This window comes from Pseudomonas deceptionensis, assembly GCF_900106095.1.
Classification (GTDB): domain Bacteria; phylum Pseudomonadota; class Gammaproteobacteria; order Pseudomonadales; family Pseudomonadaceae; genus Aquipseudomonas; species Aquipseudomonas deceptionensis.
Genome location: NZ_FNUD01000002.1, coordinates 4,904,593 through 4,926,495, shown reverse-complemented (window position 1 = coordinate 4,926,495; position 21,903 = coordinate 4,904,593). Strand labels below are relative to the sequence as shown.

Genomic DNA, 21,903 nt, shown 5'->3' with positions numbered 1-21,903 from the left:
GATGTACAAGCTCAGCTTCTTCGTTCCTCCAAGCCATGTGGACGTGGTCAAAAATGCCGTATTCGCCGCCGGTGGCGGGCGGATCGGCAATTATGACCACTGCGCTTGGCAGACCTTGGGCCAGGGCCAGTTTCGCGCGCTGGACGGCAGTCAGCCGTTTATCGGGCAAACCGGCCAGGTCGAATATGTCGGGGAGTGGAAAGTTGAGCTGGTCGTCGCGGACGATCTGATCCACGACGTGGTGGCTGCGCTCAAGCACAGCCACCCGTATGAAACGCCCGCTTATGAAGTGTGGCGTTTAGCGGATTTGTAAACCCCACCATGATCTGACGTGGGAGCGAGCCTGCTCGCGAAAGTCTCAAGAACACCGCATTTACTCAGTAAACACGCGCTATCGTTAACGGCCTTCGTGAGCAGGCTCACTCCCACAGAGGCTCCGTTACCGTGCGTGCCTGATCAGTTCCCCCAACACCTCGCTCAACCCCTGCGCCTTTTTCCCCACGACCACATGCCAAACGCCATCGGCGTGCTGGCTGATGCCTTGGCTGCCCAATGCATCGAGCAGATCCTCAGACAGCAAATTCTCGTTCGCCAGCTTGACCCGCAAGCGGGTAAGCGCCACGCACTCAACTTGCAATAGATTGTTGCGGCCCCCCAACACGGCCAGCCATTTTTGTGCGTGCCCGGGTTCCATCTTGTGTACCGGTTCTTCCACTGCGGCCTGAGCCGTGGCTTCGGCTGGCTGGTGGTTGAGCTGCGAGAGGGCCGAACGTATCTCATCGGCCATGCTATCGGCAGTCGGGCCTACGACTACTTGCAAGCTGCCCGCACGGCCGGGACGCATCACGCCCATGGCGCCCAGGGCTCTAAGCGCGTCATCCTGCGCTTTGCTACGGTCTGCCAATTCCAGGCGCAGGCGGGTGGTGCAGGCACCTACGGTGATCAGATTGTCCGGGCCACCCAGGGCCTGGATATAGGCGTTGGCGCGCTGCTGACCGGTAAGGTCGGCGGTTTCTGCCACCGGGTTGTCTTCACGGCCCGGGGTTTTGAGTTTGAAGCGGCGGATGCAGTAATCGAACACCACGTAGTAAATAGCGAAGTACACCAGCCCGATGGGAAAGATCATCCAGCCATTGGTGGACTTGCCCCAGCCCAGCAACATGTCGATGGCACCGCCGGAAAAGGTGAAGCCCAAATGGATGTTCAGCAGGTTGGTGATGGCCATCGACAGCCCGGTCAGCAATGCATGCAACATGTAGAGCAGGGGCGCGAGGAACATGAAGGCAAATTCGATGGGCTCGGTGACGCCGGTCAAAAATGCCGTCAGCGCCAGTGACAGGAATATCCCGCCCATCAGTTTGCGCCGCTCCGGCAGGGCATTGCGGTACATCGCGAGGCACGCAGCAGGCAGGCCGAACATCATCACCGGGAACATGCCGGTCATGAACTGCCCGCCCTTTGGGTCGCCTGCAAAGTAACGGGTCAGGTCGCCGGTCACTACTTGCCCGGCTTCGTTGGTAAAGCTTCCGAACACGAACCACGCCATGTTGTTGAGGATGTGGTGTAGCCCGGTGATGATCAGCAGTCGATTCAACACGCCAAAAATGAACGCCCCGATGCTGCCGCTTTCGAGCAGCAAGACCCCCAGGCTGTTGATGCCGTTCTGGATCGGCGGCCAGATCAGGCCGAACACCACGCCCAGGCCCACAGCGGCAAACCCGGTGACAATCGGCACAAAGCGCCTGCCCCCAAAAAACGCCAGGTACTCCGGCAGTTTGATGTCCTTGAAGCGGTTGTACAGCCCCCCGGCCATCAGGCCGCTGACGATCCCGGCGAGCATGCCCATATTGATGCTGGCATCGAGTACCTTGAGGGTCGAGACCAGTACCAGGTAACCGATGGCCCCGGCCAGGCCCGCGGTACCGTTATTGTCGCGGGCAAATCCCACGGCAATGCCGATGGCGAAGATCAGCGCCAGATTGGCGAAAATCGTGTTGCCCGCATCGTGGATGATGGCGATGTTCAGTAAGTCAGCGTCGCCCAGGCGCAGTAACAGGCCGGCAATCGGCAGGATCGCAATGGGCAGCATCAGCGCCCGGCCAAGCCGTTGCAGGCCTTCGATGAAGTGTTGATACATGAGAGGTTCTCCGTTGTTTTTGTTGTTGTCAGTCGGAAAATGGCCAGTGCTGGCGGCAGGCTTCACGCACCGCGCCAGCACTGCTCAGGTTCAAGAGTGTCTTGCTGATGGATTGGCACATCCCGGCATCCAGTTGCCGTACCCGGTCTTTGATTTCACCTATTTGCAGCGGGCTGACTGACAGCTCGCGCACCCCCAGGCCAATGAGTACCGGGGTGGCCAGTGGGTCGCTGGCCAGTGCGCCGCACACCCCGACCCAACGCTGATGCAGGGCCGCCCCGGCGCAGGTGTGGGCAATCAGGCGCAGCAGTGCCGGGTGCAAGGCATCAACCCGCGCGGCCAGCCCGGCATGGTCGCGGTCCATCGCCAGGGTGTATTGCGACAAGTCGTTGGTGCCGATGGACAGGAAGTCCGCATGCTCGGCCAGTTGCTCGGCCATCAAGGCCGCTGCCGGGACCTCAATCATCACCCCCAGTTGCGGGCGCTCGCTCAGGCCCAGTTCGATGCACAGGGCATCAAGCTGCTGACGGATATGCAGCAGCTCGTCCACCTCGGTAATCATTGGCAGCAGGATGCGGCAGCGTTGCGTCGGGCTGACCTGCAGCAAGGCACGCAGTTGCCGGTCGAGTACCTGCGGGTGCAGTTGGGCCAGACGAATGCCGCGCAGGCCCAATACCGGGTTGGCTTCGTCGGGTAACGGCAAGTAGTCGAGCTGTTTGTCGCCGCCCACATCAATGGTGCGGATGATCACGGGCTTGTCGCCCATGGCATCGAGTACGTCCTGGTAGGCCGTGATCTGCTCCTGTTCATTGGGCGCAGTGCTGCGATCAACAAACAGAAACTCGGTGCGCAACAACCCCACCCCGTCCGCACCATTGGCGTGGGCGCTGGCGGCATCATGGCTGGAGGCGACGTTGGCGGCGATTTCGATGTGCAGGCCGTCACGGGTCAGCGCCGGTTCATGGGCGTGCACCTGTTGTCGGGCAAAGCGTTGCTGGCGGGCGAGGGTGGTTTGGCGCACTTGCTCGATTCGTTCGGCGGTGGGCGCCAACTCCAGCCGGGCGTTGTCGGCATCGAGCACCAAGTGCTGGCCATCGGGCAAGTCGAGGACCTCGCGGCCGAGGGCGACCAGGCACGGCAAGCCCTTGCCGCGCGCCAGAATTGCCACGTGGGAGGTAGCGCCGCCCGCCGCCATGCACAGCCCCGCGACGTTCTGTTCGCACAGCATCAGCAGGTCGGAGGGCGTGAGCTCAAAGGCGGCGACGATGGCGCCCGGCGGTAACTGGCACTGCCCGCTTTCACCCAGCAGGGCACGTAAAACCCGTTGCTGCAAATCACGTAAATCGTTGGAGCGCTCGGCCAGTAAGGTGCTGCCCAGGCTTTTCAAAATCGTGCATTGCTGCTCGATGGCTTCGCTCCAGGCATGGGCGGCACCGCGGCCTTGGGCGATGGCGATATGGCTGGCCTGCAGCAGCGCGCTGTCTTCAAGCAAGGCCAGGTGGGTGGCGAAAATCGCTTCCTCGTCGACCCGGCGTTGCGCACGGGCGGCGATCAGCGTGAGCTGGATTTCGCCGCGCACCTGCTCCAGAGCCGTATTCAGCGCCAGTATTTGTTGCTCCGGGATGTAATTGCCGAGGTCGGGCGGCAGTTGTACGCCGGTCAAATAAAACAGCGGACCGCTGACCAGCCCGGGGGCGGCGCATACACCGCTCAACTGCCCCGGTTGGTTGCTGGCCCTGATCGGTGCGGGTGCCGATACGTGCGGGGCGGGAACGGATCGTACTTTGCCCAGTGCAGCCAGAATCGCTTGCAGCGCGGCATCGGCATCCTCGCCTTCGCAGCTGACCTGCACTTCATCCTGCTCGCTGATACCCAGTGCCAATAGCCTGACAATGCTGTCGCAGGGGGCTGAGTTGGCCCCGATGTGCAAGCGCGATGCGCTCTTGAACCCCAGCGCGGTTTGCCGCACCAGGGCGGCCGGGCGAGCATGCAGCCCGCCTTTATGGGTGATGCGCACACTGCCTTGGGCTTGCAGGCTCGGGTTGTCCGTCGCCTCGGGCGTCCCGACGGCCTGACGCGCAACGACGTGCAGCAAAGGCTCGCCGACCTGGGCCGTGCTCTGCTCAAGAAACTGCAACTCAAACTGTTCGCCATTGGTCAGCACCAGCAGCCTGATCAGGCTTTTGCAGCGTTGTGCAATGTAGTCGAGGTCGAAGCGAATGAGCGGCTGGCCGCTGTAGACCTGCGCGCCGTTTTTTACCAGCAGCTCAAAGCCTTCGCCTTGCAGCTCAAAGGTGTCGATACCCAGGTGCATCAGCAATTCAGCGCCGTTTTCGGCACGCAACGTCAGGGCATGAGCGGTTTTGGCGACATGCACCACCACCCCGTCACAGGGGGCAAACAGGCAGTCGTTCAGCGGGTCGATACCAATGCCGTCCCCCATCACGGCACTGGAGAATACGTCGTCCGGTACGTGGGACAGCTTGACGACCGGACCGCTAAGCGGCGCGTTGAGGGTGAGCTTCTTATTATTGTGCATGGCGCGATACTCATTAAACCTGTGGAAAAGGACTGCTTAGTGAGTACGGGTCACTTTGCTCAAGAAGCGCGGCTGGTCGGGGTCTAACCCTCGGGCTTCGGCCAGGCCTGCGGCCATCACGTAAAAACTCTGGATCGCCAGAATCGGGTCCAGATCCGGGTGTGCCGCCTGGCTCAGGGTCAGGTCGCGCTCGGGCACATCACTCGGGGCCGCCAGCAGTACGCGGGCGCCACGCTGGCGCATGTCATGGGCCAGGGTCAGCAGGCCCGCCTGTTCCACGCCGCGTGGAGCAAAAATCAGCAGCGGGTAGTTTTCCTCGATCAAGGCCATGGGGCCGTGGCGCACTTCGGCGCTGCTGAAGGCTTCGGCCTGCAGGGTCGAGGTTTCCTTGAACTTGAGCGCGGCCTCCTGGGCGATGGCAAAGCCTGCCCCCCGGCCTATCACCAGCAATCGTTGAGTATCGCGCAGGGTGTCGATGGCTTTGCTCCAATCCTGCGAGCAGGCATCGCGCAAGCCGGCGGGCAACAAGTGGCCGGCTTCGAGCAAGGCCTTGTCATTGGCCCAATGCGCCACCAATCGGGCACTGGCGCTCAGGGTGGCGATGAAGCTTTTGGTGGCCGCCACGCTGTATTCGGCACCGGCACACAGGGGCAGGGTATAGGCGCTGGCCTCTTCGAGCGGTGAATGCTCGGCATTCACCAGCGCCACGCTCAAGGCACCACGCTCACGCAGCAAGCGCAGGCTGTCGATCAGGTCAGGGCTTTGACCCGACTGGGAGAAGGCAAACACCGCCTGCCCCTTCACCCGCAGCGGTGACTGGCGCAAGGTGACAACGGACATCGGCAACGAGGCCACGGGCACGCCCAGGTGCTGCATGGTCAAGTAGGCAAAGTAGCTGGCGGCATGGTCAGAACTGCCGCGGGCCAGGGTCATGGCGACATCGGGCGGGTTGGCTCGCAGTTCGCGGGCGAGGTCGACCAGGAACGGGTCGAGGTTGAACAGTTGGCGTTCGACCGCTTCACACGAGGACTGGGCCTCTTCAAGCATTTTGGAAGTCAAGCGCTTCTCCTTCGACCATGACGGCAGTGATGTTCAATGAGCGGTCCAGGCGTACGCAGTCGGCCCAGCTGCCGGGTTGCAAGCGCCCGCGGTCTTCCATGCCGAGGTAATCGGCCGGGAACTGCGACAGGCGTTGCGAGGCTTCGGCCAGCGGCAGGCCGATTTTCACCAGGTTGCGCAGCGCCTGATCCATGGTCAGGGTGCTGCCCGCCAACGTGCCATCTGCCAGGCGCACGCCGCCCAGGCATTTGGTCACGGTGTGGCTGCCCAGTTGGTATTCTCCATCGGGCATGCCGGTGGCGGCGGTTGAATCGGTGACGCAGTACAGGCAGGGGATCGCACGCAAGGCCGCGCGGATCGCACCGGGGTGTACGTGCAGCAAGTCGGGGATCAACTCGGCAAACCGCGCATGGGCCAGCGCTGCGCCAAGGATGCCGGGCTCGCGGTGATGCAGCGGGCTCATGGCGTTGTACAAATGGGTAAAGCTGCTGGCGCCAGCGTCCAGAGCGGCCACGCCTTCTTCATAACTGCCCAGGGTGTGGCCCAGTTGCATGCGGATACCGCGGGCACTGAGCTCGCCAATCAGTTCAATGTGGCCAGCAATCTCGGGGGCGATGGTGATGACCTTGATCGGCGCCAGGCCCAGGTAGTCCTCGACTTCAGCCATCAGCGCGGTGTGGGCGAAGTTGGGTTGCGCGCCGAGTTTGCCGGGGTTGATAAACGGGCCTTCAAGGTGCACGCCGAGCACCCGGGCGCAGCCGCTTGGGCGCTGCTGGCAAAAATCGCCAAGGGCACCGAGCACACGGCAGATGTCGTGATTCGGAGCGGTCATGGTGGTGGCCAGCAGCGCCGTGGTGCCGAACCGCAGGTGAGTGCGGGCGATGGTTTCGAAGGCTTCACTGCCTTGCATGATGTCTTTGCCGCCGCCGCCGTGAACATGCAAGTCGATAAAACCGGGCAGCAGGTACGGCAGGTCATTGTCGGCCGGGTCGCAGGGGCGGCCTTCGATGCCGAGCACCCTGGCGCCTTGCAGCAGCAGGCGACCGCGAACCCAGCCTTGGGGCGTGAGGATGTTGTCTTCAGACATGATCGGCTCTCTGGGCGTGACGTCGAATGAGGGTTAGCGGCGCAGCTCGGCCACGAAGTCGTAGTAATCGTTGCGGCAATAGGTGTCGGTGACTTCGATGGGGGTGTTGTCTTCCAGGTAGCCGACCCGGGTCATCAGCAGCATGGCGGTACCTGGTTCGATCCCGACCAGCGCGGCAAATTCGGCCGAGGCGTTCACTGCCTGAATGTGCTGCAGGGCGCGAACCACCGGTTTGCCGATGCGGTCCAGGTGTTCGTAAAGCGAGTCGCCAATCACCTGCGGCTGTGGGATCAGCGACGCAGGCAGGGTGCTCATCTCGATGGCCATCACGGTGTCATCGGCTTTGCGCAGGCGTTTGAGGCGGGCGACTTTGTCGGTCGGCGACAGCGCCAGGCGGATCAGTTCTTCGTGGGTAGGCGGGGTGATTTCCCGGTCCAGCCACTGTGAACTTGGCACAAAGCCCTTGAGCCGGAGCATTTCGCTGAAGCTGGAAAGCCGCGACAACGGTTGCTCAAGACGCGGGGTGATAAAGGTGCCGGAGCCCTGGCTGCGGCGGATCAGGCCTTGCTCGAACAGCACTTCCAGGGCTTTGCGGGCGGTAACGCGGGACAGGCCCAGTTGTTCGCTCAGGCTGCGCTCGGAAGGCAGTGCCTGCTCGGCTTTCCAGACGCCGGCGTGAATCGCGGCTTCCAGGTTTCGGGCGAGTTGCAGGTACAGCGGCGTAGCCAGGGTGTCGTCCGGGCGTAGGGCAAGAAGCGTACTCATGGGCGATGTGTCCGATGCGGTTGTGGGTTTTGTCGCTCGGTAATGCGGCAAAACTAATACCACTTTAATACCAAGTCAATGCGCGAAATCGGAGCTTGCCCCATGCAGGCAAGGGTTTGCAGGGTGGGTTATTTATTTGGTGTTTAAGTGGTATTAGCGTGTTGGCGAAGGCGCCGAGAGGTTGCGGGCCCGGTTGGGCCCGGCGGTGTGCAGTGGTATTAAACGAGGGGGGGAGGATGCTGCTGGTATGGCGGCTGGAATTTATTTTTGCTCAGGGGCGGATTTCAACCATCGTGCCGTCTTGAACCAGGTTCCAGACTTCGCGCATTTCGTAGTTTTTCATCGCGATGCAGCCATCGGTCCAGTCCAGGGTATGGAACAGGTCTTCGGGGTTTTCTTCGCTGTCCGGTGTGCCGTGGATCATGATCATCGACCCCGGGTTCACCCCTTCACGCCGTGCGGTGGCCGCGTCACTGACATTGGGGTAGTTGATGTGCATGGCCAGGTTGAACTTGTCGCTTTTTTTGCGCCAGTCGACCCAGTACAGCCCTTCAGGCGTACGTTTGTCGCCCTCGCGCATTTTTGGCCCTTTGGGTTGTTTGCCCAATGAGATGCGGTAGGTCTTGATCGGTTTACCGTCGCTGATCAGTTGCAGCTTGCGTGCAGACTTGAGGACCAGGACCTTTTCGATGCTTTGCCCGGTATGGATCGGCAGTGCCGGCGGGGTTGACTGAAGTACCTGGTTTTTATCGACGGGTTTGCCGTTTACGGTGATGACAACAGAGGCCTGGCAAGTAACGGCAAACGACAGGCAGAGAGCAGCGAGCAACCAACGCATTAGGGGGATATTCCTGAGGTGCAAGGCAAACAGCATTATTGTTGGGGTTTGATCAGGCTGGCCAGAGGCGGTACAGCCTCGCTGCGCACGGGGTAAATGTCTCCCGCGCGGTCAGCGAAAAAGCATTCTAAGGTACGGCTGACCGTGCGAAAAGCCAGCTCTGACCAAGGGATGTCGGCTTCTTCGAAGAGCCGGACTTCAAGGCTCTCTTCCCCGGCGCTAAATTCGAGGTTTTGCAGCTCGGCGCGGTAGAAAATATGCACCTGATTAATATGCGGCACATCGATCAGGGTATAGATGTTCAGGTTCTCAACAACGGCACAGGCTTCTTCGAGGGTTTCGCGCCGGGCGGCCTGTTCGACCGTCTCGCCGTTCTCCATAAAGCCTGCGGGCAGTGTCCAGTAGCCTTTGCGCGGCTCAATGGCGCGCCGGCACAACAGCACTTGCGTGCCCCAGGTGGGCAGGCAGCCGGCAACGATATTGGGGTTCTGGTAGTGGACGGTGTGGCAGTGGTCGCAGACATAGCGCAGGCGCGAATCGCCTTGCGGGACATGCTGGCTGACGGAATGGCCGCACAAATTGCAAAATTTCATGCTGTGGTCTCTGGGTGCTGCGCTTATCTTGGGGGGTGGAACGGGCCCTCGGCAAGTGCGGCATCGTTGGCTGCGACACTGTGGGGCTTGGGTGCCCGGCAAGATTTGGTGCATGATGCCCGATAAGTGACGGATCGAGATGACCTATGCTGGACGAGCTGCTTGGCCGTGTAAGCCGCTACACCCCGCGCACGCTGGAAACAGAACGCTACTTTCCTGAGGCAGCCGTTCTGTTGCCGGTAACGCGCAGTGATGAGCCCGAGCTGATCCTGACCCTGCGTGCCAGCGGGCTGTCGACCCACGGCGGTGAAGTGGCCTTCCCCGGCGGGCGCCGCGATCCGGAAGACCCGGACCTGGTGTTTACCGCCCTGCGCGAGGCCGAAGAAGAAATCGGCCTGCCACCGGGCCTGGTCGAAATTATCGGCCCCCTCAGCCCCTTGATCTCTTTGCACGGTATCCGCGTTACGCCTTACGTCGGCCTGGTGCCGGACTACGTCGAATACCTGGCCAACGATGCCGAAATCGCCGCCGTGTTCAGCGTGCCCCTGGAGTTCTTTCGTCAGGACCCGCGTGAGCACACCCATCGCATCGATTATCAGGGGCGCAGCTGGTATGTGCCGAGCTACCGTTTTGGCGTTTACAAAATCTGGGGGCTCACGGCAATCATGATCGTCGAGCTGATGAACCTGCTGTACGACGACGTCAACATCAACCTGCATTCCCCGCCTGAACGCTCCATTTCCATATAAAGAGCTGTCAGCAGACAGCCACGCCTGCCTTGAGGACATCAGCATGAAATACAGCCTGGGCGACTCGCTCGTCGAAACCCATCCCGAGAGCTGGACAGCTCCCAATGCCACCCTGATAGGCAAGGTGCGGCTGGAGGAGGGCGCGAGTGTCTGGTTTAACGCCGTGTTGCGCGGCGATAACGAGCTGATCCTGATTGGCAAGCACAGCAACGTGCAAGATGGCGCCGTGATGCATACCGACATGGGGTATCCGCTGACCTTGGGCACGGGTGTGACCATTGGCCATAACGCGATGCTGCATGGCTGCACGGTGGGCGATTACAGCCTGATCGGGATCAATGCGGTAATCCTCAATGGCGCCAGAATCGGTAAACACTGCATCATCGGCGCCAACTCGCTGATCGGCGAGGGCAAGGAAATCCCTGACGGTTCGCTGGTCATGGGCTCACCGGGCAAGGTGGTGCGGGACCTGACCGAGGACCAGAAAAAACTCCTGGAGGCCAGCGCAGCGCACTACGTCAAGAACGGCCAGCGTTATGCCCGTGACCTGAAGGTACAAGAGCAATGAGTGAGACGGAGCGCCCGGTCTCCTCGCCCTGCGTGAACATTTGCGCACTGGACGACGATGACGTGTGCAGCGGTTGCCAGCGCACCGTGGCGGAAATCACCCGTTGGAGCCGCATGACCAACCCCGAGCGACGTGAAGTGCTGGGGCTGTGCCATGAGCGGGCGAAGTCCAGCGGGGTTGTGTGGATGTTGGGTTCTAAAACCTGAGAGCGCCCTCACTCTCTCCCGGAGGGAGAGGGGCTCTTGGCCCGGCGCACGCCCTCAAGTACCCTGTGCGCCTTATTTAGAGGTGTCGCCCGCTCCCATGCTGTTTCTTATCGCTTATATCGCCAGCGTCGTGCTGATCAACTTCGCGTTCTCCACGGCGCCGCATCTGGACATTATCTGGTCAGCCTGGGGCGGGTTGGTGTTTGTGTTGCGCGATATGGTGCAAACCCGGTTTGGCCACGGTGCCCTGTTGGCCATGCTGGCGGCCCTGGTGCTGTCGTATATCACCTCAGACCCTTCGATTGCCCTGGCCAGTGCCACTGCTTTTGCCGTATCGGAGTGCATCGACTGGCTGGTGTTCAGCATCACCAAGCGCCCTTTGCATGACCGCCTGTGGATCAGCTCTGCACTGAGTATCCCCATAGATACCTTTATCTTTTTCGGCATGATCGATGCGTTCACCCCTGGCGTGATTCTGATCGCCATGGCTTCAAAATTCGCCGGTGTTACCTGCGTATGGCTGGCAATGGCCTGGCGTTTACGCAAGGCCGCTGTCTAGTCATGTAACATGCCGGCCTTTCTCCCCCCCCCTGCAGGCGCAAGCTTTGCGCGCGCCTTCGATGATTTTGTTTCCTTGAGGACCTGAAATGACCCGTATCGGAACTCCACTGTCGCCGACCGCGACCCGCGTATTGCTGTGTGGCTGCGGTGAGCTGGGCAAAGAAGTTGTCATCGAACTGCAGCGTCTGGGGGTCGAAGTGATTGCCGTCGACCGCTACGCCAATGCACCGGCCATGCAGGTTGCCCATCGCAGCCACGTGATCAACATGCTTGATGGCGCCGCCCTGCGAGCCGTGATCGAAGCAGAAAAGCCGCACTTTATCGTCCCGGAAATCGAAGCCATTGCCACTGCGACCCTGGTGGAGCTGGAGGCTGAAGGCTTCACCGTGATCCCGACTGCGCGTGCCACTTCGCTGACCATGAACCGCGAAGGCATTCGCCGTCTGGCGGCAGAAGAGCTGGACCTGCCGACCTCGCCGTACCATTTTGCCGATACCTTCGAGGATTACAGCGCTGCGGTGCTGGACCTGGGCTTCCCGTGTGTGGTCAAACCGGTGATGAGCTCCTCGGGCAAAGGCCAGAGCCTGCTGCGCAGCGCCGACGACGTAAAGGCGGCCTGGGATTACGCACAGGAAGGCGGTCGTGCGGGCAAGGGGCGGGTCATCATTGAAGGTTTTATCGACTTCGACTACGAAATCACCCTGCTCACCGTGCGTCACATTGGCGGCACCACGTTCTGCGCGCCGGTCGGTCATCGTCAGGAGAAGGGCGATTACCAGGAATCCTGGCAGCCCCAGGCCATGAGCCCGATTGCGCTGGCCGAGTCCGAGCGTGTCGCCAAAGCCGTTACCGAGGCGCTGGGTGGTCGCGGTTTGTTTGGTGTTGAGCTGTTTATCAAAGGCGATCAGGTGTGGTTCAGCGAAGTCTCGCCGCGTCCGCATGACACAGGTCTGGTAACGCTGATCTCTCAGGATTTGTCGCAGTTCGCGCTGCATGCTCGGGCGATTCTCGGTTTGCCGATTCCGCTGATCCGTCAGTTCGGGCCTTCGGCCTCTGCGGTGATTTTGGTGGAAGGGCAGTCGACCCAGACCGCTTTCTCCAACCTGGGTGTGGCCCTGAGCGAGCCGGACACGGCCTTGCGTCTGTTTGGCAAGCCAGAGGTCAATGGCCAGCGCCGCATGGGCGTGGCGCTGGCGCGGGATGAGTCGATTGAGGCCGCACGGGCCAAAGCGACCCGTTCATCCAAAGCGGTAGTGGTCGAGCTGTAAAAAACCTGTAGCCGCTGCCGAAGGCTGCGATAAGGGCCGAAGGACCTTCGCTTTCAGGGTCGCTACGCAACCCATCGCAGCCTGCGGCAGCGGCTACAAAGTAGTAGCGCTGCTTCAGGCCACCTTGTTCAGGTCAGCCTCTTTCGTTTCTTTCAAGCACAGCACAGCGATCAGGCTGAGTACTGCTGCGCCTGACACATACCCGCCCACCCAGCTCAAACCCCCCATGCTCACCAGTTTCTGGGCGAAGAAGGGGGCGGCCGATGCGCCGACAATCCCGCCCAGGTTGTACGCCGCCGACGCGCCGGTATAGCGCACTCGGGTCGGGAACAGTTCGGGCAGCAGGGCGCCCATCGGGGCAAAGGTCACGCCCATCAAAAACAGTTCGATGCACAGGAACAGCGCTACACCCCAGGTTGAACCGTGGGTGAGCAGGGGCTCCATCAGAAAGCCGGACAAGATCGCCAGTACGCCACCGACAATCAGTACCGGCTTGCGCCCATAACGGTCGCTGGCCCAGGCCGAGAGAGGCGTGGCCGCTGCCATGAACAGCACGGCAAAGCACAGCAGGCCGAGGAAGGTTTCGCGGGTGTAGCCCAGGGTGGAGACGCCATAACTCAGCGAGAATACGGTCGAGATATAGAACAGCGCATAGCACACCACCATTGAAGCGGCGCCCAGCAGCATCGGCGCCCAGTATTGGCTGAAGAGCTCAACGATGGGCATTTTCACCCGTTCGTGTTGCGCTATGGCTTTGGCAAACACCGGGGTTTCTTCCAGCTTGAGCCGCACATACAGGCCCACCATCACCAGCGCAGCGCTGAGCAGGAACGGGATGCGCCAGCCCCACGAGCGGAATTGTTCATCGCTGAGGGTCAAGGCCAGGGTCAGGAACAGGCCGTTGGCCGCCAGAAAGCCAATCGAAGGCCCCAGTTGCGGGAACATGCCATACCAGGCGCGCTTGCCCTTGGGGGCGTTCTCGGTGGCCAGCAGCGCGGCACCGCCCCATTCGCCACCCAATCCCAGGCCTTGGCCGAAGCGCAGCACGCAAAGCAGGATCGGTGCCCAGGCGCCAATCGTGGCGTAACCCGGCAATACGCCGATCAGCGTGGTGCACACGCCCATCAACAGCAGGGATGCAACCAGCGTGGATTTGCGCCCGACCCGGTCACCGAAGTGGCCAAATAGAAATGAGCCCAGAGGGCGGGCAAGAAACGCGATGCCGAAGGTCAGAAACGCCGACAGCATTTGTGCTGTGCCGGAAGTCTGGGGGAAAAATACGGGGCCGATGACCAGTGCAGCAGCAGTGGCATACACATAAAAGTCGTAAAACTCGATGGCCGTACCAATAAAACTGGCCGTCGCAACGCGGGTTGCGGAGTTGACCGGCTTGTCGGGCACGGCTTCGCTGTAAGTGGTGCTGGTGGTCATGCGCATATCCCTGACAGTTATGAGCTCCTTAACCGCTATCGGCTTTTTCGGCGGATACGGCAGAGCGTTTTTTATGGTCGTTTAGCCCTGAGGGCTGGGTGTAAGCGCAATGATTATAGGGAGGCCTGTCCGAATGTAACAAGGTCTTGCAGGAGGATTAAACCGCGGGTTTGACGCTGTTGTGCCAGATAAGCACGCGGCTGACGCGGTTATCTTCGGTCTGGAGAATCTCCAGGCGATAGGCGCCTATTTTCAGGCATACCGTGGTTTCCGGAATGGTTTCCAGTGCTTCGGTGACAAGGCCGTTGAGGGTCTTGGGGCCGTCGCAGGGCAGGTGCCAGCCCAGGGCTTTGTTCAGTTCGCGGATGGAGGCTGCGCCATCGATCACATAGCGTCCGTCAGGCAGGGGGTCGATATGGGGGTTGTCGATGTTCTGCTCGTCCTCGAATTCACCCACGATTTCTTCGAGGATGTCTTCAAGTGTCACGATGCCGAGCACTTCGCCGTACTCATCGACCACCACGCCCATTCGCCGTTGCTGCTTGTGGAAATTCAGCAGTTGCAGTTGCAGCGGGGTGCTTTCGGGGATGAAGTAGGGTTCGTGGCAGACGTCCAGCAATGCGTCTTTGGTCAGGCTGGCATCCGGCAGCATGTGTTGAATGTGACGGGTGTTGAGGATGGCTTCGACCTGATTGATGTCGTCATGAAATACCGGCAGGCGCGTGCGTGTGGTCTGGCGCAGCTGTTCGATCAGGTCTTCGATCGGATCGTCGAGGTTGAGGCCTTCGACCTCGCTGCGCGGGATCAGGATGTCGTTGACCGTGATGTTGTCCAACGCATGGATGCCGGAAAGCAGGGACGTGCGGCTGTTGGGCTGCTCATCGTCCCCGGGGCCGGTTTCGTTGTGAGGCTGGGGAGCTTCGGCACGATGGGCTGCGTGGCGGGCATTGCGTGAAAGGATTCCAATAAAGAACCCCAGCCCGGTAAACAACAGGGCCAATACTGCGAGCATCGGCCCGGGGGGCAAGCTATCCATAATCATCGCCCGTCAAATATGCAGAATGTATTCACGAACCAGCTTGCTGCCAAAGTAGGCCAGCATCAACAGGCAAAAACCGGCAAACGTCCAGCGGATGGCTTTATGCCCGCGCCAGCCGAGGTGGTAGCGCCCCCACAGCAGTACGCTGAAGACGATCCATGCCAGGCAGGCCAGCAGGGTTTTGTGCACAAGGTGCTGGGCAAACAGGTTACCCAAAAACAGCCAGCCGGAAATCAGCGACAGCGAGAGCAACGACCAGCCGGCCCACAGGAAGCCAAACAGCAGGCTCTCCATGGTTTGCAGCGGCGGGAAGTTCTTGATCAGGCCCTTGGGGTGCTTGTGCTTGAGCTGGTAGTTCTGCAACGACAGCAGCAGCGCCTGGAACACCGCGATGGTGAACATGCCATAGGCCATGATCGAAAGCAGGATATGCGCGAGGATGCCGGGCTCTTCATTTATGACCTGGACCGTGCCGGGCGGTGCGAACTCGGACAGCAGTACGGTCAGCATGCCCAGCGGGTATAGAAGCAGCAGAAGGTTTTCGACCGGTATCCGTGCGCAGGCAACGAGGGTTACAGCGATCACTGCTGCTGCAATCAGGCTTGCGGCACTGAAAAAATCCAGTTCCAGCCCGGCCGGAGTCATCAGGTGGGTAAACAGGCTGGCGGCATGGGTGAGTACGGCAAGAATGCCGAGCGTCACCAGCAGGCGTTTGTTCGCCTTCGCGCCCTGGCGCAGGCAAGTGCCTTGGTAGAAGGTCGCAGCGGCATATATACAGGCGGCGGCGAGGCTGGGTAGCAAGCTGGGTGACAAGGTGAGCATAAATCCTGTTAGGCAAGCCCGAAAGGGCTGAGTTTGGCATACAACCGCCTGTACACGAAAGACCACATAAGCCGACGGCAAGGTGTCGGACACGGCCAGTCTTCGCTATAATCCGCGACCTGCCCACGCCGCAGGCTCGCCGAGCATCAGTTTTACACGGGCTGGGCCGCAATAACCCCGGTCTACTTTGGGCCTGAAAGGATCGCGCATGTTTGAAAATTTAACCGATCGTCTCTCGCAGACGCTGCGCCATGTCACCGGCAAGGCCAAGCTGACCGAGGACAATATCAAAGACACCCTGCGTGAAGTGCGCATGGCGTTGCTGGAAGCCGACGTGGCTTTGCCGGTAGTCAAAGACTTCGTCAACGCGGTCAAAGAGCGCGCTGTGGGCACAGAAGTGTCCCGCAGCCTGACGCCTGGCCAGGCGTTTGTGAAGATCGTCCAGGCTGAACTTGAAAGCCTGATGGGTGTTGCCAACGAGGATCTGGTCCTCAATGTCACGCCACCTGCCGTTGTATTGATGGCCGGTTTGCAGGGCGCGGGTAAAACCACCACCGCCGGCAAGCTGGCGCGCTTCCTTAAAGAGCGCAAAAAGAAAACCGTGATGGTGGTTTCGGCTGACGTTTATCGTCCGGCCGCGATCAAGCAGCTGGAAACCCTGGCTGCTGAAGTGGGCGTTACGTTCTTTCCGTCCGATCTGAGCCAGAAGCCGGTAGACATCGCTCGCGCAGCCATTGCTGAAGCCAAGCTGAAGTTTATCGATGTGGTGATTCTCGATACCGCGGGTCGCCTGCACATCGACGCCGAGATGATGGCCGAGATTCAGGAGTTGCACGCAGCGGTCAAACCTGCAGAAACCCTGTTCGTCGTTGATGCCATGACCGGCCAGGACGCCGCCAATACGGCCAAGGCCTTTGGCGACGCGTTGCCGCTGACCGGTGTGATCCTGACCAAGGTCGACGGTGATGCCCGTGGCGGTGCTGCGTTGTCCGTGCGCGCGATCACCGGCAAGCCGATCAAGTTCATCGGTATGGGTGAGAAGAGCGATGCGCTCGAGCCGTTCCACCCGGATCGTATTGCTTCACGCATCCTGGGCATGGGCGACGTGCTCAGCCTGATCGAGCAGGCCGAACAGACCCTCGATAAAGACAAAGCCGACAAGCTGGCTAAAAAGCTTAAAAAAGGTAAAGGCTTCGACCTCGAAGACTTCCGCGACCAACTGCAACAGATGAAGAACATGGGCGGCCTTGGCGGTCTCATGGACAAGCTGCCGAACATGGGTGGCGTCAATCTGGCGCAAATGGGCAATGCCCAGGGCGCAGCAGAAAAGCAATTCAAGCAAATGGAAGCCATCATCAACTCCATGACCCCGGCCGAGCGCCGCGACCCTGAGCTGATCAGCGGTTCGCGCAAACGCCGTATTGCCATGGGTTCCGGCACTCAGGTGCAGGACATCGGCCGCTTGATCAAGCAGCACAAGCAGATGCAAAAGATGATGAAGAAGTTCTCCACCAAAGGTGGGATGGCCAAAATGATGCGCGGCATGGGCTCAATGATGCCCGGCGGCGGCATGCCAAAAATGTAATTTACCTGCCCGAGCGCTCGCGTTCGGGCAACTCGCAGCAATGCGAGACACCCGGCAAACCCGCACTGTGCGGGAGCTGACCTGTCGCCATTCGTGGCGACCTTGTTGCAAGTCTGTAGGGTATGCCGGTAGGCGCCTGAAAAAGACATTTGCAAAAGTCCGGATATTCCTTAGAATATGCGGCCTTTCGGGCACCTATGCCCGCTGTGCCTTTAGATTTGCAGCACCGACTACAGGAACGATGTTCACATGCTAACAATCCGTCTTGCCCTTGGCGGCTCCAAAAAGCGCCCGTTTTACCACTTGACCGTTACCGACAGCCGTAACCCACGTGACGGTTCCCACAAGGAACAAATTGGTTTCTTCAACCCGGTTGCCCGTGGTCAAGAAGTCCGTTTCTCCGTTAAAGAAGACCGCCTCGCCTACTGGCTGAGCGTTGGTGCTCAACTGTCTGAGCGTGTTGCTCAGCTGGTTAAAGAAAACGCTAAGGCTGCGGCCTGAGCAATATGAGCGTGACGCCTGAAACTGCTGATGATTTGATCGTTATCGGCAAAATCTACTCGACTCACGGCGTGCGCGGCGAAGTGAAGGTTTATTCCTTTACGGATCCAATTGATAACCTGTTGGACTACAAAAAACTGACGCTTCGGCGCGGTAATGATGTACGACAGGCAGAGCTGGTCAGTGGCCGTTCACATAACGGCAAGTTTCTGGTTGTAAAGCTCAAGGGTCTCGATGACCGTGACGAAGCTGGTCTTCTTCGCGAATTCGAAATCTGCGTGCCGCGTAACCTGTTTCCTGAACTGACCGACGGCGAGTACTACTGGTACCAGCTGCAGGGTCTGAAGGTGACCAACCTTGAAGGGCAATTGCTCGGCAAGATTGTTGACCTGATGGAAACTGGCTCGAACGATGTCATGGAAGTCAAACCTTGCCCAGGTAGCCTGGATGACCGCGATCGCTTGTTGCCCTATACAGAGCAATGCGTGTTGAGCGTCGACCTGCAAGCTGGCGAGATGAAGGTGGATTGGGATGCGGACTTCTAAGCGTGGCTAAATTGCGCGTAGAAGTGATCAGTTTGTTTCCCGAAATGTTTTCCGCCATCAGCGACTACGGCATCACTAGTCGTGCGGTGAAACAAGGGCTCTTGCAGCTTACTTGTTGGAATCCGCGAGACTACACAACGGACCGACATCACACTGTGGACGATCGCCCATTTGGCGGTGGTCCGGGCATGGTGATGAAGATCAAGCCTCTGGAAGATGCACTGGTTCAGGCCAGAGAAGCAGCCGGAGAGGCGGCGAAGGTTATTTACCTGTCGCCCCAAGGCCGTCAACTGAATCAGTCGGCGGTACGCGAACTGGCGAATGAGGAAGCATTAATCCTCATTGCAGGTCGTTATGAAGGCATTGACGAGCGTTTTATAGATGCTTATGTCGATGAAGAGTGGTCGATTGGTGACTATGTACTCTCTGGTGGCGAGCTACCGGCGATGGTTCTGATTGATGCGGTTACACGACTGCTGCCTGGAGCTTTAGGGCATGCGGACTCCGCGGAGGAAGATTCCTTCACGGATGGTTTGCTGGATTGCCCGCACTACACCCGACCGGAGGTGTATGCGGATCAGCGTGTTCCCGACGTATTGCTTAGTGGCAATCATGCACACATCCGGCGTTGGCGTTTACAGCAGTCCCTTGGGCGGACCTTTGAACGACGCGCCGATCTTCTGGAAAGCCGCTCGCTTTCTGGAGAAGAGAAGAAGCTGCTCGAGGAATATATCCTCGGGCGGGACGATAGTTAACAACGTATCGATGGTAGATCAGTTGATCTACCTTAGGAGCACAGCATGACTAACAAAATCATCCTTGCACTCGAAGCAGAGCAGATGACCAAAGAGATCCCTCCTTTTGCCCCGGGCGACACCATTGTCGTTCAGGTGAAAGTGAAGGAAGGCGATCGTTCGCGTCTGCAAGCTTTCGAAGGTGTAGTGATTGCCAAGCGTAACCGTGGCGTGAACAGTGCTTTCACTGTTCGTAAAATCTCCAACGGTGTTGGCGTAGAGCGTACTTTCCAGACCTACAGCCCGCAAATCGACAGCATGGCAGTGAAACGTCGCGGTGACGTTCGTAAAGCCAAGCTGTACTACCTGCGTGACCTGTCCGGTAAAGCAGCTCGCATCAAGGAAAAACTGGCTTAAGTCCAGCTTCCCGATGCAGAAAAAAGCAGCCTTCGGGCTGCTTTTTTGTTGCCTGAGATTTGTCATACCTTTGTCCAGTTGTAGGTAGTAAAAGCATGACTTTGCGTGAGCAAGAGATTCAACGCCGTACTGAATTGTCCGTTACCCGTATTACCAAAGCGGTATTCCCCTCGACCACCAATCACCACAACACCTTGTTTGGCGGCACTGCACTGGCCTGGATGGATGAAGTGTCGTTTATCGCCGCGACCCGTTTTTGCCGCCTGCCGTTGGTGACGGTATCCACCGACCGTATTGACTTTAATCATCCGATTGCAGCCGGTTGCATCGTTGAGCTCGTGGGCCGTGTGGTTAAAGTTGGCAATACCAGCCTCAAGGTCGAGGTTGAGGTGTATGTCGAAAGCATGAGTTGCGATGGCCGCGAATTGGCAATCCAGGGCTTGTTCAGTTTCGTTGCCATCGATGATGACAAACGCCCGGTGCCGGTATTGCCGGGGTTTGCCCAATAACAGAGGGTACGGGGTTGGTTTGTGGCCCGAAAACCTAGGCCTCCCGTCTGATCAGCGCCAGCAGCGTCCACCCGGTTCCCGGTTTCAACTCGCTGTCGGGTGTCACCACGTGAACCCAGCCATTGCCATCTCGGGCGAACAGCAGGGTGAGGCGTTTACCGTGCAGGCTCTGGTAATCCGCCCAGGTAAAGTTGTCGGTCAGGTTCGTGCTGTACAACTCGGCCCCCTGGCTCAGCTCGCTGGCCAGTTGGCCATAGGTCAATGCCGGGTTGCCCAGCGCTTGCCCGCGGTACTCATGGCTGGCGCGATGCTTGTCCGTGCGGCGGCTTTCCTGGCCGTTGGTCAGGGCAAACAAGCGCTGCGGCCCGAACTCATGGTGAAAACGTACCGCTGCCAGCGTGTTCAGCTCGCCCGAGGGCGATAGCGCGAGCAAGTACCCCAAGCCCACCAGGTCAAGGTGAGTTTCAGCGTGCTGTGAGGCCGGATTACCAAAGTAAGTAGGCAGGTTCTCCATGCGGGCTGCACGAATGTTTTCCCAGTTGGAGTCGGTTAACAAGACGCGACTGCCCAGTTGCTGCAGGGCTTTGGCAATGACCCGTGCCGGACCGTTGGCGCCGACGATCAGGAAGCCGCTGGGGGCGGGCTCGGCCACCTTGAGCAGGCGGGCCAGGGGGCGTGCAGTGGCGCTTTGCAGCACCACGGTGCCAATGATCACTGCAAATGTCAGAGGGACCAGCAGCAGCGCGCCTTCATGCCCGGCTTCGTCCAGTCGAATCGCAAAAATCGCTGAAACGGCGGCTGCCACAATCCCCCGCGGGGCAATCCAGGCCAGCAATGCGCGTTCACGCCAGTTGAGTTTTGAGCCAAAGGTCGAGAGCACTACGTTCAGAGGGCGGGCAACAAACTGGATAATCAGCAGCAACACCAGCACCACAGGCCCAAGGCCAATCATGGCGTTCAGGTCCAGGCGCGCAGCGAGCAAAATAAACAGGCCCGAGATCAGGAAAATACTGAGGTTTTCTTTGAAGTGCAGGATGTTGCGCACATCCACGCCTTTCATATTGGCCATCCACATGCCCATCAACGTGACGGCCAGCAAACCGGACTCATGCATCACCTCGTTGGAGGCAATAAAAGCCGCCAGTACCGCCGCCAGTGTGGCCAGGCTTTGCAGGTACTCCGGCAGCCATTGCCGGCGCACCACATGCCCCATGATCCAGCCGCCAACGATACCGAACAGGCTGCCGCACACAATCACTCCGCCAAATGTCAGCAGGCTGTGGCTCAGGCCTTCGCCTGAGGCGCGGGTGATGATGAAGCTGTACACCACAACGGCCAGCAAGGCGCCTATAGGGTCAATGACGATGCCTTCCCAGCGCAGGATGTTGGCAATCGACGCCTTGGGCCGCACCACCCGCAGCATGGGCACAATCACGGTTGGCCCGGTGACCAGCGTCAGGGTGCCGAACAGCAGCGCCAGCATCCAGTCAAAGCCCAGCAGCCAGTGGGTGGCCAGGGTAATGATGGCCCAGGTCGAGAGCGCGCCAATGGTCACCAGGCGCCGTACCACGGTGCCAATTTCGCGCCACTCGGACAAATGAAGGGTCAGGCTGCCTTCAAACAGAATCAGCGCCACGGCCAGAGATACCAGCGGCATCAGCAAGGGGCCGAACAGTTCTTGAGGGTCAAGCCAGCCCAACACGGGCCCGACCAGAATCCCGCTCAACAGTAAAAACAGGATGGCGGGCAACTTCAGGCGCCAGGCCAGCCATTGCGAGCCCAGAGCCGCGATGCCGATACCGCCGAAAGACAGCAAAATCTGTTGTTCGGTCATAAGGTGATCCTGTAATAACTTGTGGTTTATGGCATCCGCCGGCTATGAAAGACTAGCGGCCACTTTTGTACTTCACTTTTTATTTATGCACGGCCTCTGGCCTGTGCTTTTCGAGT

Annotated in this window: 22 protein-coding genes and 1 pseudogene; 12 read left to right on the top strand and 11 right to left on the bottom strand. The window is 59.6% G+C overall.

The genetic code is table 11. From position 1 onward, the window contains the following. Nucleotide 1 precedes the first annotated feature (1 nt). Complete coding sequence (locus tag BLW11_RS22750) at nucleotides 2–313, top strand: YqfO family protein (protein ID WP_048359977.1); 312 nt, start codon at nucleotides 2–4, stop codon at nucleotides 311–313. A 126-nt stretch (nucleotides 314–439) separates the two neighbouring features. Here BLW11_RS22750 and nagE read toward each other — a convergent pair whose 3' ends face one another. The 7 genes from nagE to BLW11_RS22715 form a co-directional block, all read right to left on the bottom strand. Then, nucleotides 440–2,137 (bottom strand): N-acetylglucosamine-specific PTS transporter subunit IIBC, encoded by a 1,698-nt coding sequence (gene nagE / locus BLW11_RS22745; protein WP_048359976.1) that lies wholly within the window; start codon nucleotides 2,135–2,137, stop codon nucleotides 440–442. Between the two features lie 28 nt (nucleotides 2,138–2,165). Then, complete coding sequence (ptsP, locus tag BLW11_RS22740; protein ID WP_048359975.1) at nucleotides 2,166–4,676, bottom strand: phosphoenolpyruvate--protein phosphotransferase; 2,511 nt, start codon at nucleotides 4,674–4,676, stop codon at nucleotides 2,166–2,168. Nucleotides 4,677–4,712: 36 nt separating this feature from the next. Then, nucleotides 4,713–5,735, bottom strand: a complete 1,023-nt coding sequence (locus BLW11_RS22735; protein ID WP_088500147.1) for an SIS domain-containing protein — start codon at nucleotides 5,733–5,735, stop codon at nucleotides 4,713–4,715. Next, entirely contained in the window at nucleotides 5,716–6,822 is a 1,107-nt protein-coding gene (nagA, locus tag BLW11_RS22730) for an N-acetylglucosamine-6-phosphate deacetylase (protein WP_048359973.1), read from the bottom strand. Before nagA ends, BLW11_RS22735 begins: the two co-directional genes overlap by 20 nt. Nucleotides 6,823–6,855: 33 nt before the next feature. Beyond that, the gene (locus tag BLW11_RS22725) at nucleotides 6,856–7,587 is read right to left on the bottom strand and encodes a GntR family transcriptional regulator (protein ID WP_048359972.1); all 732 of its coding nucleotides are present in this window, start codon (nucleotides 7,585–7,587) and stop codon (nucleotides 6,856–6,858) included. A 271-nt stretch (nucleotides 7,588–7,858) separates the two neighbouring features. Next, nucleotides 7,859–8,425: a L,D-transpeptidase family protein gene (locus BLW11_RS22720; RefSeq protein WP_048359971.1), complete on the bottom strand. Its 567-nt coding sequence runs from the start codon at nucleotides 8,423–8,425 to the stop codon at nucleotides 7,859–7,861. Nucleotides 8,426–8,460: 35 nt separating this feature from the next. Then, nucleotides 8,461–9,018 carry an NUDIX hydrolase gene (locus tag BLW11_RS22715; protein WP_048359970.1) on the bottom strand — a complete coding sequence of 186 codons (558 nt, stop codon included), beginning with the start codon at nucleotides 9,016–9,018 and terminating at the stop codon, nucleotides 8,461–8,463. 146 nt (nucleotides 9,019–9,164) lie between these two features. Here BLW11_RS22715 and BLW11_RS22710 point away from each other — a divergent pair, with 146 nt between their 5' ends. From BLW11_RS22710 to purT, 5 genes are all read left to right on the top strand, one after another. Beyond that, nucleotides 9,165–9,767 (top strand): CoA pyrophosphatase, encoded by a 603-nt coding sequence (locus tag BLW11_RS22710; protein WP_048359969.1) that lies wholly within the window; start codon nucleotides 9,165–9,167, stop codon nucleotides 9,765–9,767. Between the two features lie 43 nt (nucleotides 9,768–9,810). Next, on the top strand, nucleotides 9,811–10,335 hold the full coding sequence (locus BLW11_RS22705) for a gamma carbonic anhydrase family protein (protein ID WP_048359968.1): 525 nt from the start codon (nucleotides 9,811–9,813) through the stop codon (nucleotides 10,333–10,335). Continuing rightward, a complete protein-coding gene (locus BLW11_RS22700; RefSeq protein WP_048359967.1) occupies nucleotides 10,332–10,541 on the top strand; it encodes a DUF1289 domain-containing protein in 210 nt (69 codons plus the stop codon). Before BLW11_RS22705 ends, BLW11_RS22700 begins: the two co-directional genes overlap by 4 nt. 97 nt (nucleotides 10,542–10,638) lie before the next feature. Further along, on the top strand, nucleotides 10,639–11,100 hold the full coding sequence (locus BLW11_RS22695; protein ID WP_019822065.1) for a 7-cyano-7-deazaguanine/7-aminomethyl-7-deazaguanine transporter: 462 nt from the start codon (nucleotides 10,639–10,641) through the stop codon (nucleotides 11,098–11,100). Between the two features lie 88 nt (nucleotides 11,101–11,188). Next, a complete protein-coding gene (purT, locus tag BLW11_RS22690; protein WP_048359966.1) occupies nucleotides 11,189–12,370 on the top strand; it encodes a formate-dependent phosphoribosylglycinamide formyltransferase in 1,182 nt (393 codons plus the stop codon). Between the two features lie 114 nt (nucleotides 12,371–12,484). Here the strand turns inward: purT and BLW11_RS22685 are convergent, their stop codons facing one another. The 3 genes and pseudogenes from BLW11_RS22685 to BLW11_RS22675 form a co-directional block, all read right to left on the bottom strand. Next, nucleotides 12,485–13,801 (bottom strand): MFS transporter, encoded by a 1,317-nt coding sequence (locus BLW11_RS22685; RefSeq protein WP_048360190.1) that lies wholly within the window; start codon nucleotides 13,799–13,801, stop codon nucleotides 12,485–12,487. A 157-nt stretch (nucleotides 13,802–13,958) separates the two neighbouring features. Continuing rightward, nucleotides 13,959–14,651 (bottom strand): annotated as a pseudogene (locus BLW11_RS22680) (transporter associated domain-containing protein); the annotation flags it as partial. Nucleotides 14,652–14,849: 198 nt separating this feature from the next. Next, nucleotides 14,850–15,662: a cytochrome C assembly family protein gene (locus BLW11_RS22675; RefSeq protein WP_048359964.1), complete on the bottom strand. Its 813-nt coding sequence runs from the start codon at nucleotides 15,660–15,662 to the stop codon at nucleotides 14,850–14,852. Nucleotides 15,663–15,870: 208 nt separating this feature from the next. Here BLW11_RS22675 and ffh point away from each other — a divergent pair, with 208 nt between their 5' ends. The 6 genes from ffh to BLW11_RS22645 all read left to right on the top strand — a co-directional run bounded on the left by ffh (nucleotide 15,871) and on the right by BLW11_RS22645 (nucleotide 19,953). Then, nucleotides 15,871–17,247: a signal recognition particle protein gene (gene ffh / locus BLW11_RS22670; protein WP_048359963.1), complete on the top strand. Its 1,377-nt coding sequence runs from the start codon at nucleotides 15,871–15,873 to the stop codon at nucleotides 17,245–17,247. Between the two features lie 249 nt (nucleotides 17,248–17,496). Beyond that, a complete protein-coding gene (gene rpsP / locus BLW11_RS22665; protein WP_019411651.1) occupies nucleotides 17,497–17,748 on the top strand; it encodes a 30S ribosomal protein S16 in 252 nt (83 codons plus the stop codon). A 5-nt stretch (nucleotides 17,749–17,753) separates the two neighbouring features. Continuing rightward, entirely contained in the window at nucleotides 17,754–18,293 is a 540-nt protein-coding gene (gene rimM, locus BLW11_RS22660; RefSeq protein ID WP_048359962.1) for a ribosome maturation factor RimM, read from the top strand. 2 nt (nucleotides 18,294–18,295) lie between these two features. Beyond that, the gene (gene trmD / locus BLW11_RS22655; protein ID WP_048359961.1) at nucleotides 18,296–19,048 is read left to right on the top strand and encodes a tRNA (guanosine(37)-N1)-methyltransferase TrmD; all 753 of its coding nucleotides are present in this window, start codon (nucleotides 18,296–18,298) and stop codon (nucleotides 19,046–19,048) included. A 45-nt stretch (nucleotides 19,049–19,093) separates the two neighbouring features. Continuing rightward, nucleotides 19,094–19,444, top strand: coding sequence for a 50S ribosomal protein L19 (gene rplS / locus BLW11_RS22650; protein WP_003440273.1), 351 nt, complete (start codon nucleotides 19,094–19,096; stop codon nucleotides 19,442–19,444). A 95-nt stretch (nucleotides 19,445–19,539) separates the two neighbouring features. After that, on the top strand, nucleotides 19,540–19,953 hold the full coding sequence (locus BLW11_RS22645) for an acyl-CoA thioesterase (RefSeq protein ID WP_048359960.1): 414 nt from the start codon (nucleotides 19,540–19,542) through the stop codon (nucleotides 19,951–19,953). A 34-nt stretch (nucleotides 19,954–19,987) separates the two neighbouring features. Here the strand turns inward: BLW11_RS22645 and BLW11_RS22640 are convergent, their stop codons facing one another. Then, nucleotides 19,988–21,787 carry a cation:proton antiporter gene (locus BLW11_RS22640; RefSeq protein WP_048359959.1) on the bottom strand — a complete coding sequence of 600 codons (1,800 nt, stop codon included), beginning with the start codon at nucleotides 21,785–21,787 and terminating at the stop codon, nucleotides 19,988–19,990. Nucleotides 21,788–21,903: the final 116 nt, after the last annotated feature.